Source organism: Cryobacterium sp. AP27, from assembly GCF_056680495.1.
In genome coordinates, this window is record NZ_CM155285.1 from 302387 (window position 1) to 315846 (window position 13460).

The following is a 13460-nucleotide window of genomic DNA, read 5'->3' on the forward strand; positions in this document are numbered from 1 at the left end:
TGCTGATATGCTCGGCTTGTCGCAACTGGCGTAGCACGAAGATGGGTCACCATCGGGGAGCGACTGACACGGTTAGTGGCCGCACGCCTGGGCCGCACATCCACTTATTAAGGAGAACTCCGTGCCTGAATCCACCTCTTCAAACGTGCTGGCGTCCACGTTCAACGAGCCCCTCGAGGTCGTTGACCCGGAAATCGCCGCCGTACTCGAGCAGGAACTCGGTCGCCAGCGCGACTACCTCGAGATGATCGCCAGCGAGAACTTCGTGCCTCGTTCCGTGCTGCAGTCGCAGGGCTCCGTGCTCACGAACAAGTACGCCGAGGGATACCCCGGACGCCGCTACTACGGCGGCTGCGAGTACGTCGATGTCGCCGAGCAGCTGGCCATCGACCGCGCCAAGAGCCTCTTCGGCGCCGCATACGCCAACGTTCAGCCGCACTCCGGTGCCACGGCCAACGCCGCCGTGCTGAGTGCCATTGCCACTCCCGGCGACACCATCCTCGGCCTCGAGCTCGCACACGGTGGTCACCTCACCCACGGCATGAAGCTCAACTTCTCCGGCAAGTTGTACAACCCGGTTGCGTACGGCGTCGACAAGGAGACGTTCCGCGTCGACATGGACTCGGTACGTGACGCCGCGCTCGAGCACAAGCCCAAGGTCATCATCGCCGGCTGGTCCGCCTACCCGCGCCACCTCGACTTCGAAGCGTTCCGTGCCATCGCCGACGAGGTCGGCGCGCTGCTCTGGGTCGACATGGCTCACTTCGCCGGCCTTGTCGCCGCTGGCCTGCACCCCTCGCCCGTGCCGTACGCCGACGTGGTCTCCAGCACCGTGCACAAGACGCTCGCCGGACCGCGCTCGGGCTTCATCCTCTCCCGCGACATGGCCCTGGCCAAGAAGCTCAACTCCAATGTGTTCCCCGGCCAGCAGGGCGGACCGCTCATGCACGTGATCGCCGCAAAGGCCACCGCATTCAAGCTTGCCGCCGAGCCGGAGTTCAAGGAACGTCAGGAGCGCACCCTGCGCGGTGCCAGCATCCTCGCCGCCCGCCTGATGGCGGACGACACCCGCGCGCACGGGGTCGACGTTCTCACGGGAGGCACCGACGTGCACCTCGTGCTCGCCGACCTGCGCAACTCGGAGATCAACGGCCAGCAGGCCGAAGATGCGCTGCACGAGGTGGGCATCACCGTGAACCGCAACGCGGTTCCGTTCGACCCGCGCCCGCCGATGGTTACGAGCGGGCTGCGCATCGGCACCCCCGCCCTGGCCACGCGCGGCTTCGGCGACGCGGAGTTCACCGAGGTCGCCGACGTCATCGCCGAGGCCCTCAAGCCCGGCGCCGACAAGGCAGCACTGCGCGCCCGCGTGGCTACGCTCACGCAGGCCTTCCCGCTGTACTCCGGCCTCCAGCAGTAGCCGCACCCCGCCGCACGCCGGCGGAGATCCCGGGGGCGGGACGGCGGACATCCGCTGCCCGAAATTGCTCGGAATCTCCGCTCGGGTCGTCGTGACCATGTGCACATGAACAAAGGAACCCAGATGGTCGCCATCACCCTCGACGGGGTCAAAACCGCGTCACAGATCAAATCAGAGCTTGTCGAACGAATTTCCGTGCTGCGATCGCACGGCGTGGTACCGGGTCTCGCGACCCTGCTCGTCGGCAACGACCCCGGCTCCGAAACGTACGTGGCCGGCAAACACCGCGACTGCGCGGAGGTCGGCATCGAATCCTTGCGCATCGACCTGCCCGGTTCGGCGACGTCGGCGGATGTGCGCGCGGCGATCAAGGACCTCAACGCCAGCCGCGAGGTGACCGGCTACATCATCCAGTTGCCCCTGCCCGTCGGTCACAACGAGAACGCCATGCTCGAGCTCATCGACCCGTCGAAGGACGCCGACGGACTGCACCCCACCAACCTGGGTCGCCTGGTGCTCGGCATCGAGGGCGAGCTGCGTTCCCCGCTGCCCTGCACACCCGCCGGGATTGTGGAACTGCTGCGCCGCTACGATGTACCCATCGTGGGCAAGAAGGTCGTCGTCGTGGGACGCGGTCTCACGGTCGGTCGCCCGCTCGGCCTCCTCTTCACCCGCAAGGGGCTCGACGCCACCGTGACGCTCACGCATTCGCGCACGGTCGACCTGGCCGGCGAGGTTCGCCGGGCGGACATCGTCGTGGCCGCCGTGGGTGTTCCGCACCTGATCCAGGCGGACTGGGTCAAGCCGGGAGCCGCCGTGCTCGACGTCGGAATCACGCGGGTGCAGGACGAGGTCACGGGCAAGGGCCGGTTGACCGGAGATGTGCACCCGGGTGTGGCCAGTGTCGCCGGGCACCTGTCGCCGAACCCTCGTGGAGTGGGGCCGATGACGCGCGCGATGCTGCTGAGCAACGTCGTCAAGGCCGCCGAGGAGACACTGCTCTCCTAGCGGAACCCCACCGCCCCCGAAATGGGTGGTCGCTTCGGTAACCGGCCACCCATGTCGGGCGCGGGCATGCGGTTACCGGGTGAGGGCCGCCCGGTGCAGCTCCGTGTGCCGCAGGTACGCCTCGGCGTTGTGCAGCAGCCCGGCGATCTCCTCCTCGGTCAAGGCGCGGCGCACCTTCGCCGGCACGCCCGCCACGAGAGATCCGGGCGGAATGATCGCGGCCTCGAGCACGACCGCGCCGCCGGCGACCAGGGATCCGGCGCCGATGACGGCGCCGTTCATCACGGTGGCCGACATGCCCACGAGCACGCCGTCCTCGAGCGTGCACCCGTGCAGCACGGCGCCGTGCCCCACCGACACGTTTCGACCGACGGTGAGTGGATAACCCGCGTCGACGTGGCAGGAAACATTGTCCTGAAGGTTCGAGTTCGGCCCGATCGTGATCGGCTCCTGTTCGGCGCGCAGCACCGAGTTGTACCAGACGCTCGCGTTCTCCTCGAGGGTGACGTTGCCGACGAGCACGGCGCCCGGGGCCACAAACGCGGATTCGGCCACGCGAGGCGCGGGAACTTCGGGCAGGGGGATGATTCGTGCGGCGGGATCGGCAGTCATAGGCGTCAGCCTAGCGTCGGCAGCCTAGGCTGGCATCATGGTCAATACCGAGCATCCCGCCGTGGACCGGGTGCGCGTCGCGCTCCACGAGCATGGGGTCGACCCGGAGATCCGTTGGTTCGACGAGGCGGCGTCGACCGCGGTGGCGGCCGCGGCGGCCCTCGGCATCCCGGTCGGGGCGATCGCCAATTCCCTGATCTTCACCCTCGACGGCGAGCCGCTGCTCGTGCTCACCTCGGGAGCGCACCGGGTGGATACCCTGTTCCTCGGCGAGCGACTCGGCGGCAGCATCGGCCGCGCGTCGAAGGAGCTGGTGAAGGCGGCCACCGGCCAGGTGATCGGCGGGGTCGCCCCGGTCGGGCATCCGTCGCCGCTGCGCACCCTCGTCGATCAAGACCTTGCCGCGTTCGACGTGGTCTGGGCGGCGGCCGGACATGCGCACACCGTGTTCCCCACGACGTTTGCCGAGCTCCTCACGCTCACCGGAGGCGAAGCCGTCCCGGTCGAACCCTGAGCGTGCTTGGCATATTCTCACAAGACCGGCCGCTTGCCTTAGTGGAAAAATCCATAGCAGCGGTGCTGCGGGAAACCTAGGCTCGCTCTAAGGCACAGTTCCGCCGTTGACGAAGGAAGCTCCTATGCGCGTTCGATTCACCATTCCGGTCCTTGCGGCTGCGGCCGTCCTCGTGCTCTCCGGGTGCGTCGACAACTCGACGGCACCGGCCAGCACGGCCACGAGCGGTTCGGCCGGGACGATTGAAGCGGATTCCGCCGCCGTTGCACTGCTGCCCGACGGTGTGGGCGCCTCGGGAAGCCTCGTCTTCGGGACGAGCCCCAACTATGCGCCCAACGAATACAAGAACGATGCCGGAACGCCCATCGGTTGGACCATCGACCTCTCCGATGCCGTTGCCGCCAAGCTGGGCCTCACCGCCGACTTCACCGTCGCCAACTTCGAGTCGATCATCCCGGGTATCAAGGGCGGCAGCATCGACGTGGGGGCGTCCAGCTTCACCGACAACGTGGAGCGTGAGAAACAGGTCGACTTCATCAACTACTACGAGGCCGGGATTCAGTGGGCCTCCGCGGCGGGAACGGATGTCGTTCCCGACAACGCCTGCGGACTCACGGTTGCCGTGCAGGCCACCACGTACCAGGACACGGTGGAAATCCCGGCGAAGAGCGCGGCCTGCGTCGCCGCCGGCCTGCCGCCGATTGACAAGAAGCCGTACGACACTCAGGACACCGCCGCGAACGCAGTGGTGCTCGGTCAGGCCGTGGCCTTCAGCGCCGATTCGCCGGTGACCCTCTACGCGATCGACCAGCTCGAAGGTCGGCTGCAGCTGGCCGGCACGAGCTTTGAGGTCGCCCCGTACGGGTTCGCCGTGGCCAAGGACTCCGGAATGGCCGAGGCGGTGCAGGCGGCACTGCAGTCCTTGGTCGACGACGGCAGCTACCAGGCGATCCTCGACAACTGGGGCGTCGCGGCCGGCGGACTCGACACGATCACGATCAACGCCGCGGCCCAGGGCTGATCCCGCTAGTTGCCCTGCGCCCAGAGCTGCAACCAGAGATGAAGGCGGCTGTCGGGGTCGTCGAGACGAACACCGAACAACGGTTCGACCCTCGACAATCGGTACCGCACCGTGTTGGCGTGCAGACCGAGCCGCCTAGCCGTCTCGATCGCATTCGAGTCGCAGTCCAAATAGGTGCGGATCGTCTCCGCGAACGCGGTCTTCCTGCGAGAATCGTGATCGCTGATCCGGGTCGCGTCAGCGCCGGGCAGGTGCCCGGCGGCGCGCAGGTCCTTGCAGATCTGGCGCAACTGCAGCCTCGGTCCGAGGGACTGCTGGTCGGCGACGATGTCGTCCGAGTCGACGCGCACCCGTCCCTCCTCAACGTCGCGTAGGAGCGCGGCGAGAACCGCCTCGGCATCGGCTCGCGACTCCGGAACGGCACCGATCGGCGTGGTTCGGCCGAACCCGGCGAGGACAGGCCGACCATGCAGCCGGCGGGCGTGGTGGGTGATGCGGAGGATAGCCTCACGCTGAAAGGTGAAGGAGGCCGTCTCGGACTGCGGCAGCACGATGTACACCACGTTGTCGGCTAGGCCACAGACCGCCGTCGGCAGCCACACGGCGCACGCCGTGCGCACGGTGTCGAAGACGAGCAAACTGGCCTGCAGCGTGTCGGGGGCGGAACCGGTCGGTCCGCCGGCGGTGAGCGCCACGATCCGCACCGACTCGCACGCGAGGCCCAGCTGCGCGGCAGACAGCTCGGCGCGATCCGGTTCGAACAGGAGCGGCCGCACCAGGCTGATCTGGCGATCCCGCCCGGATGCCGCGTGGGTGCGCCGGTGCAACAGGTGCAGGGCCGCCACGTTGGCCGCTTCGAGCAGGAGGCGGGCGGTCTGGGGGCCGTGGTCGTCCAGGGCGTCGATCAGCCAGAGCGACCCGAGGACCATCGTGCCGGCTCGGATCGCCGCCGCCGATCGGGTGAGTGACTGCGGACCGGGAGCGACACTGACCACGTCCCTCGCGGCGTGCACGCGCCGGTAGTCCGCATCATTCTGTGGAGAGTGCGGCACGTGCAGCTGCAGGATGGAATTGCGCCGGGTGTCGTCGATGGGCTGACCGGGCAGGGTTGAGTATGCCAACACGGTCTGGTCCGGGTCAGCGATGGCCACGGCGCCCCCGGTCAGAGACGCGACCGTGTTCGCCAGCGCGAACAGGTCGCCCGGGGGAATGTCGACGAGGGTGCGCGCCGACTCTCCATGGGGGATCACGGCGGCCGCGAGGATCTCGGTGAGCTGGTCCCATGGCACCGCGTCGGAGGCGCGCAGCAGCGCCACCCCGCTCGCGCGCGCCATGCTGCGCAACGCGGCGTCCGGGCGACCGTGCTGCTTGTAGACGAGGCCGAGGTACCCGGCGCCCGCGAGGTCCCGCAGCCGTTCCGGCAGCTGCTCATCGGCGAGGTCGAGTCCCACCGCCAGGGCGATGGCGCCGGGAAACGCTGCCGGGGGCGCGAACCCGTCGTAGAGCACACAGCCCGCGACGGGCGTGCCCTCATCGGCGGAATGCTCGACGAGGCTGAGAATGTCGGGCCCGAACGAGCGGCAGACCTCGGCCAACAGAGGCAGGCCGACGGTCCCCGGTTCCGGCTCCTTTTGGTAGTTCATCACAATCCGATCCATCATTTTCGTCGAGGCAGACATAGTGTGTGCCGTCGAGTGATTCTAGGCTGGACGGCAGGGCCTGGGCCCCCGCAACCGGGGACCGGGCACCACAGAAAGGCGTTTCGTGAAACTTCGTGAGGTAAGGCAGCTCGTTCAGGTGCAGACGCCGGTGCTGTCCCGGTCCCGCCGGGTGCTGGCATCCGCCTACAACGTGGCCGAATACCGCACCGCCGCGAAACGCGCCCTGCCGCCGGGAATCTTCGACTACCTGGACGGCGGTTCGGAAGATGAGGTGACGCTGCGTCGCAATCGGGATTCTTTCGACCGCTGGGGCCTCATGCCGCAGTGGGGTCCCGTGACGGGGCCGGACACCACGACCACCGTGCTCGGTCGGGTCAGCGCCCTGCCCCTGACACTCACCCCGACCGGTGCGACGCGCTTGTTCCACCCCGAAGGCGAACTGGCCGTGGCCCGGGCTGCCGCGGCGGCCGGCGTGCCGTACGGCCTGGCGGGACTGAGCACGGTATCCATGGAGAGCGTTGCCGCCGGATCGCCCGGACTCGACCGGTGGTTCAATATCGGTCTCTCCTCGGATAGGGGATACCAGCAGACGAAGCTCGACCGCTGCTCGGCCGCGGGGTATCGGGCGCTTCTGGTCGGCGTTGACACCCGTGCCCTCGGCTCGCGGGAGCGCGACCAGAAGAACGGCTTCACGGCGCCGCCCGCGCTCACGCTCTCCTCGCTGCTGGGGATTGCGACGCGGCCGGGCTGGTGGATGAATTTTCTGCGCGCCGATGGCATCCGCTTCCCCAACCTGGATCCGGCCGGAACGGATGCGGAGCTCGTGACCCCCTCGGTGTGGCAGCAGGTCCTGGGGCACTCCGACGCCAGCCGCGGCTGGGCCGACCTCGAAACGCTGCGTGAGATGTGGCCGGGCAAGATCATCCTCAAGGGGTGCGTCAACCCCGACGACGTGGCCCGTGCGCAGGACATCGGCCTCGATGCGGTGCAGCTGAGTAACCACGGCGGGCGCCAGCTCGACCACATGCTCAGCCCGATGGACGTGCTCGAGGAATCGCGCCAGCGGGTCGGTGACGGCCTCGAGCTGATCGTCGACTCCGGGATCCGGCGGGGCAGCGACATCGTCAAGGCACTCGCGCTCGGCGCGGATGCCTGCTCGATCGGGCGGCCTTACCTTTACGGGCTCGCCGCCGCCGGTTCGCCGGGGGTGAGCCGGGTGATCGAAATCCTGGGCGAGGAGCTGCGTCGCACGATGACCCTCGTGGGCGTGTCCTCGATCGCCGAATTGCAGCAGCGCGGCGCCGGGATCGTGCGCGACCTGCACGCGGCGGCGCCCGAGGCACGGGCGGCAGAATCCGAGGCGCTGCGCGAGGCGGTCTGACCGACGCCCCGAGCCACTGGTCACGAGTTCGAGGCCACGCGCGGCCCCGACTCAGTGTCGGTGGCTACTGTCAGACTTTATTTATGACATCCACCATTGACGGTGTTTTCGTTGATCTGACCGGGTCCCTGGCCCGGTCGGGTATATCCGCGGCGTCGTTCGCGGAGCTCTCCGACGATGAGTCGGAGAACACCCACCGGGCCGTTGCCCGGCTCTCCCGCGAGGTCGCCACGTACCTCGCGCTGTCGGCGGCGAACGTCGCCGCCCGCTCCGACTGGCAGCTCGGCCGCGAGGGCCTCGCCCGGAAGAAGGGTTACCCCAGTCCCGAGGACTACGTGCAGTCCCTGGGCGGTGGCGGCGGGGGCACGAAGGCGGATGCCCGTCGGCTGATCGAGGCCGGCACCATGGCCGCCGAAGCCGAAACCGCTCGGGAACGCGAGAAGCAGGCCGAGGCTCACACTGCTGAACACCCGGACGCGCCGCCGGTGGACGTGCACATGCCGTGGTTCGCGCCGCTGGGCACCGCGGTCACCGACGGAACGCTCAGCACCGAATCGGCGACGGCCATCCGCCGGGGCCTCGGCGAACCGGCGATCGGGGTATCGGAGGCGATGCTCACCGACGCGGTCATCGCCCTCATCGCCCAGTGCCACACCGGGCACGCGGACCAGGCCGCAAGAGCGGCCCGGCAGTGCCGGGACTCGATTGATGCCGCGGGTGTCGCCTCGCGCGCCGACGCGATGCGCGCCCGCCAGTACCTGCGGGTGTGGGACAAGCCCGACGGCATGCTGCACGGCACCTTCGAATTGGACCCGGAAAACGGAGCCTACTTCAAAGACTTCCTGCTGCAGATCACCGGTCCCCGCACCGGCGGACCGCGTTTCGTGGAGAAGGGCGAGAAGGAACGGGCGCAACGCATCATCGACGACCCCCGCTCCACGGACCAGATCGCCGCGGAAGCACTGATCGAGGTGATCAAGGTCGCCGCGGCCGCCGACCCCGGCACCCTGTTCGGCCGTATTCGCCCCTCGGTGAAGCTCGTTGTCACTGCGACAGATGCTCCGGCACCGACACCCCTGCGTGGCGCCTCGGGCCACCTGGTTCTGACAGACGGGTTCATCGAAGGGACCCCGGGCGCGATCCCGACGACCACGATCGACCGGTCGATATGCAACGCCGGCTTCACGCCCGTCCTGTTCAGGCGGGACGGCACCGTGCTCGACGTCGGGCGCGAACAACGACTCTTCACAACGGCGCAACGCGCGGCCCTCGCACTCCGCGACGGTGGGTGCCGGTGGCCGGACTGCCACCGACCACCCAGCCACTGTGAAGCCCACCACATCAACGGCTGGGACGCCGACGGCGGTCGCACCGACCTCGATGACGGCATCCTGCTCTGCGCCCGCGACCACCTCCGACTGCACAACGACGGGTGGCAGATCACTCGCATCGTCACCGATACCGGAATGGACTTCGGGCTGATCCCACCATCGGCCGCCGACCCCACCCGCACGCCGATCCGGCTGGCCAGCCAGTCGCCCATGAAGCCACGGTCACCACTGCGATCGCCCGCCTGACGACGAGCGCGACGTCGCACGAGCCGCCCTGTCAGCAACGGGCCGGCCGGATACCGCTAGCTCTCCCGCACGGCCCCCTGGGCGGCGTGCACGAGGAACATCGTGGGCGCGGAATAGCCGTTCAGGGCAAAGGCCGCCTCCACGGCGGACTCGACGGACGGGACGAGTGCGCGCGGGGTGAGGGCGATGGCGGCACCCCCGAAGCCGCCGCCGGTCATGCGTGCGCCCAGGGCGCCGGCCTCACGGGCGGTGACCACGGCGAGGTCCAGTTGGGGTACCGAGATTTCGAAATCGTCCCGCATGGACACGTGGGAGGCGTCGAGCAGCGGGCCGATCGCGGTCGGCCCCAGCTCGCGCAGCACGCGCACCGTGTCGAGCACACGCTCGTTCTCCGTGACGATGTGACGAACCCGGCGGTAGGTCTCGTCGTCGAGAATCTTCTCGGCGTGGGCGAGGTCGGTCACGGACACATCGCGCAGCGCCGATTTGCCGAGCGCGGCCGCGCCCGCCTCGCAGGACGCCCGGCGGGCGGAGTACCCGCCGGTGGCGTGGGAATGGCTCACATGGGTGTCGATTATCACCAGTTCGAGATCGGCCGCGTCGAAGCCGAGGGGGATGACCTCGGAGCGCAGGCTCCGGCAATCGAGGAAGACCGCCGCATCCGCCTGACCGAGCAGGGACGCCGACTGGTCCATGATGCCGGTGGGAGCACCGACCGCGCGGTTCTCGGCGAGCTGCCCCACGCGGGCGAGCGTCGGGCGGTCGAGATCGAGTCGCCAGCTGTCGTTGAGGGCCAGAGCGACCGCACTCTCGATGGCAGCCGAAGACGACAGGCCGGCCCCGATCGGAACGTCGGAGTCGATGTAGACCTCGAATCCGGACACGGCGGTGAGATCGGCGCCGAAGCCGCCGAGCGCCCAGGCGACGCCGAGGGGGTACGCCGACCAGCCGTGCAGGTTCTCCGGGAACAGTTCGTCGAGGGAGAGCTCGATGGCTTCCTCCGCGAATGAACTGGCCACGCGAATCAGGCGATCGCTGCGCAGGCTCAGCGCCACCACGGTGCGGCGGTCTATCGCGAAGGGAAAAACGAAGCCGTCGTTGTAGTCGGTGTGTTCCCCGATCAGATTAACCCGGCCCGGGGCAGACCAGAGGCCGTCCGGCGCGTGGTTGAACCGACTCTCGAAGCCGGTTCGGGTGGAGCGGAGCAGATCGGGCATGTCAGGCGTCCTCGGCGTCGGCGCGGTCGACCGCGGCGCGAATGGTGCGGGCGGCGTTCTCGGGGGCCACGTCGCCGATCCAGGCGCCCATGGCTGCCTCTGACCCGGCCAGGTACTTGAGTTTGTCCTCGGCACGCCGGGGACTGGTGACCTGGAGCATGAGTCGGATCTCGTCCCGGTGCGCGTGGACCGGGGCCTGGTGCCACGCTGCAATGTACGGGGTGGGTGTCGAATAGATCGCGTCGATCCCGCGCAGCAGGCGGCGGTAGATCACCGCGAGCTCGTCGCGCTCGGCCAGGGTGGTCGCCGCGAAATCCGGCAACTGTCGGTTGGGCAGCATGTGCACTTCGACGGGCCACCGCGCCGCGAAGGGCACGAAGGCCGTCCAGTGCGCGCCGCGCAGGATGACGCGTTCCGATTCCTGTTCACTGGCCAGGATGTCGGCGAAGAGCGTGGGCCCGTAGCGTTCGAGGGAATCGATCACGCGCAGCGTGCGCGGTGTCACGTAGGGGTAGCTGTAGATCTGGCCGTGCGGATGCCGCAGGGTCACGCCGATCTCCTCGCCGCGGTTCTCAAACGGGAAGACCTGCTCGATTCCGCGCATGTTCGACAGGGAATGCGTGCGTTCGGCCCAGGCCTCGATTACGGTGCGGGCTCGGGTGACCGAGAGGCTCGCGAAGGATCCCTCGTGCTCCGGGCTGAAGCACACGACCTCACACCGACCCACGGAGGTGCGGCTGCGCTCCAGGCCGATCGAGGCGAGGTCGTCGAGTCCGGCGGGGGCCTCGGTATCCGTGAGCAACGGGCCAAACGACGGTGACTTGTTCTCGAACACGGCCACGTCGTAGTTGCCTGGAATCTCCGAGGGGTTCTCCGGGGTCGACGGCGCGAGCGGGTCGAGGTGAGCCGGCGGGAGGAACACGCGGTTCTGGCGGTTCGACGCGATGGAGACCCACTCTCCGCTAAGGGGATCCTGGCGCATGCGCGCGGTGGCCGGTCGTGCTTCCGCCGGGCGCGTGTCCACGGACCGCTCGGGCGGCAGGGTCGTGCCGGGATCGTCGAAATAGATCAGGTCGCGGCCGTCCGCGAGGGAGTGCCGATGCCGGGCGATTGCCTCGTCGGCGACGAAGGGAGTGGCTGCGCGTTCCGCGCTCGTGTGTGGGATTGTCATGGCGTTTTCCACGCTAGCCGATTTGCTCAAGCGAAACTAGTGCTTTCGCATTGAAAAGAAAGTACAAGTGCGCGAAGATGGGGCATGACCGTTCCCCGAGAGCCCACTCCCGCACACCAGCGTCGCGAGCAGATTCAGACGCTGCTGGCAGAGCGCGGCTTCGTGCGCGTGAGTGAACTGCGCGAGGCCTTCACCGTGTCCGGGGTCACGGCGCGCGCCGACCTCGACGCGTTGGTGCTCGCGGGGTGGGCGCGACGCGTGCACGGCGGCGCCGTACCGGCGCATGCGGTCGGCGCCGGAACGGCCGGTCGCCCGGAACGCGAGTTCTCGTTCGAGGAGGCGCTCGCGGCATCTGTCGTGCCCAAGGAACAGATCGGGGTGCTCGCCGCCTCGCTCGTACGGAACGGGCAGAGCGTGATCCTCGATGTGGGCACCACCACGTTGGCCATTGCCCGGGCGCTGCGCGAGCGGGCCGAGTTGCGGGACGTGGTCATTGTGACCAATGGGCTCAGCATCGCGCTGGAGCTGGAGGCGGCCATCCCCCGCTTCACGGTCATCGTCACCGGCGGTAGCCTGCGACCGTTGCAGCACTCGCTTGTGGAGCCGCTTGCCGGCACCGTGCTTAGCCAGATGCACGCCGATCTGGCCTTCATCGGCTGCAACGGGGTCGACGTCGATCGGGGCGTGACGAATATCAATCTCCCCGAGGCGGGCGTGAAGACGCTCATGCTCGCTGCGGCGGAGCGAGCCGTCGTCGTGGCCGACGGCTCCAAACTCGGCCAGGTGCATCTGGGTCTGGTGGGGGCCGTCAGCGCCTTCGACATGCTCATCAGCGATGCCGCTGCGGACCCGGTCGCCGTCGACGCGCTGCGCGATGCCGGTCTCGAGGTGCTGCAGCCGGAATAGGCTAGGCCCATGCGAGCAGCAACGGGAACACAATTCGAACTGATGGCCGACGGCCCCAATGGACGCGCGCGGGCGACGATCACCGAGGTCGCCGCCGGCCTGCGGTCGTATGCCGTGAGCGGCATAGATTTGGTGGAGTATTTTCCTCCCGAGGTGCAGCCGCCGATGGGTGCGGGCATTGTGCTCGTCCCCTGGCCGAACCGCATCCGCGATGGTGTCTGGTCGCAGGGCGCCGTGCACCATCAGCTCGCCGTCACGGAGCCGGCACGGTCCAACGCGATCCACGGTTTGCTGCGCTTTGCTCCCTACCGCCTGGTGTCGCGCACAAGTTCGGCCGTCACCCTCGGCGCCACGATATTCGCGCAGTCGGGCTACCCGTTCCAGGTGGAGACGGAGGTTACCTACGCCCTCGTCGAAGACGGGATGGAGGTCACGCACACCCTGCAGAACACGGGCGAAGCGGACGCCCCGGTCGCCGTCGGCGCACATCCGTACCTGAAGATCGGCGACGTCCCCACCAGCGACCTCGTGGTGCGGGTGTCCGCCGAGACGCACATTGACGTGGACGATCGCCTGAATCCCGTGGGGGAGTCCGCCGTGGACGGTACCCGCTTCGACCTGCGTCAGGGCGTGCGTGTCGGAGATCTTGACCTCGACGACGGCTTCGGCGGCGTACCGACCCCGGGCGGCCGGGGCGAGCACTCCCTCACGTCCCCCGATGGTCGCTCGCTCACCCTGTGGGGCGACGAGAACATGCGCTACGTGCAGGTTTTCACACCGCGGACCTTCCCCGCCCGAAGCGGCCCCCACGCCGAGGGCGGCGACGCGGCCGTGACCGGGCAGGCCGTGGCGATCGAGCCGATGACCGCACCGGCCGACGCCTTCAACTCGGGCGCGGGCCTGCGTTGGCTCGCCCCCGGCGAAACGTGGAGCGTGCGCTGGGGCATCCGCCACGCCGGTTTCACGTCCTGA

General features: G+C 68.6%; 12 protein-coding genes and 1 riboswitch. Of the genes, 8 read left to right on the forward strand and 4 right to left on the reverse strand.

Annotated elements, in window-relative coordinates:
- Positions 1-11 precede the first annotated feature (11 nt).
- Positions 12-100: riboswitch (ZMP/ZTP riboswitch) on the forward strand.
- Between the two features lie 45 nt (positions 101-145).
- Positions 146-1420, forward strand: coding sequence for a serine hydroxymethyltransferase (gene glyA / locus AC1MB9_RS01495; protein ID WP_479964560.1), 1275 nt, complete (start codon positions 146-148; stop codon positions 1418-1420).
- 123 nt (positions 1421-1543) lie between these two features.
- Positions 1544-2428, forward strand: a complete 885-nt coding sequence (locus tag AC1MB9_RS01500) for a bifunctional methylenetetrahydrofolate dehydrogenase/methenyltetrahydrofolate cyclohydrolase (protein ID WP_479964561.1) — start codon at positions 1544-1546, stop codon at positions 2426-2428.
- Positions 2429-2500: 72 nt separating this feature from the next.
- On the opposite strand, the gene AC1MB9_RS01505 is transcribed toward AC1MB9_RS01500, so the two are convergent.
- Positions 2501-3040: a gamma carbonic anhydrase family protein gene (locus tag AC1MB9_RS01505; protein ID WP_479963279.1), complete on the reverse strand. Its 540-nt coding sequence runs from the start codon at positions 3038-3040 to the stop codon at positions 2501-2503.
- 37 nt (positions 3041-3077) lie between these two features.
- On the opposite strand from AC1MB9_RS01505, the gene AC1MB9_RS01510 reads away from it, so the two are divergent.
- Positions 3078-3554 (forward strand): YbaK/EbsC family protein, encoded by a 477-nt coding sequence (locus tag AC1MB9_RS01510; RefSeq protein ID WP_479963280.1) that lies wholly within the window; start codon positions 3078-3080, stop codon positions 3552-3554.
- A gap of 124 nt (positions 3555-3678) precedes the next feature.
- On the forward strand, positions 3679-4575 hold the full coding sequence (locus AC1MB9_RS01515; RefSeq protein ID WP_479963281.1) for an ABC transporter substrate-binding protein: 897 nt from the start codon (positions 3679-3681) through the stop codon (positions 4573-4575).
- A 5-nt stretch (positions 4576-4580) separates the two neighbouring features.
- Here the strand turns inward: AC1MB9_RS01515 and AC1MB9_RS01520 are convergent, their stop codons facing one another.
- Complete coding sequence (locus tag AC1MB9_RS01520; protein ID WP_479964562.1) at positions 4581-6218, reverse strand: PucR family transcriptional regulator; 1638 nt, start codon at positions 6216-6218, stop codon at positions 4581-4583.
- A 121-nt stretch (positions 6219-6339) separates the two neighbouring features.
- On the opposite strand from AC1MB9_RS01520, the gene AC1MB9_RS01525 reads away from it, so the two are divergent.
- Together AC1MB9_RS01525 and AC1MB9_RS01530 are read left to right on the forward strand one after the other, a co-directional pair.
- Positions 6340-7617 (forward strand): alpha-hydroxy acid oxidase, encoded by a 1278-nt coding sequence (locus AC1MB9_RS01525; protein ID WP_479963282.1) that lies wholly within the window; start codon positions 6340-6342, stop codon positions 7615-7617.
- 83 nt (positions 7618-7700) lie between these two features.
- Positions 7701-9194 (forward strand): HNH endonuclease signature motif containing protein, encoded by a 1494-nt coding sequence (locus AC1MB9_RS01530; protein ID WP_479963283.1) that lies wholly within the window; start codon positions 7701-7703, stop codon positions 9192-9194.
- 56 nt (positions 9195-9250) lie between these two features.
- On the opposite strand, the gene galK is transcribed toward AC1MB9_RS01530, so the two are convergent.
- Complete coding sequence (galK, locus tag AC1MB9_RS01535; RefSeq protein WP_479963284.1) at positions 9251-10411, reverse strand: galactokinase; 1161 nt, start codon at positions 10409-10411, stop codon at positions 9251-9253.
- Position 10412: 1 nt separating this feature from the next.
- Positions 10413-11582: a galactose-1-phosphate uridylyltransferase gene (gene galT / locus AC1MB9_RS01540; RefSeq protein WP_479963285.1), complete on the reverse strand. Its 1170-nt coding sequence runs from the start codon at positions 11580-11582 to the stop codon at positions 10413-10415.
- An 84-nt stretch (positions 11583-11666) separates the two neighbouring features.
- On the opposite strand from galT, the gene AC1MB9_RS01545 reads away from it, so the two are divergent.
- Both AC1MB9_RS01545 and AC1MB9_RS01550 read left to right on the forward strand, forming a co-directional pair.
- Positions 11667-12488: a DeoR/GlpR family DNA-binding transcription regulator gene (locus AC1MB9_RS01545; RefSeq protein WP_479963286.1), complete on the forward strand. Its 822-nt coding sequence runs from the start codon at positions 11667-11669 to the stop codon at positions 12486-12488.
- A gap of 9 nt (positions 12489-12497) precedes the next feature.
- Entirely contained in the window at positions 12498-13460 is a 963-nt protein-coding gene (locus AC1MB9_RS01550; RefSeq protein ID WP_479963287.1) for an aldose 1-epimerase family protein, read from the forward strand.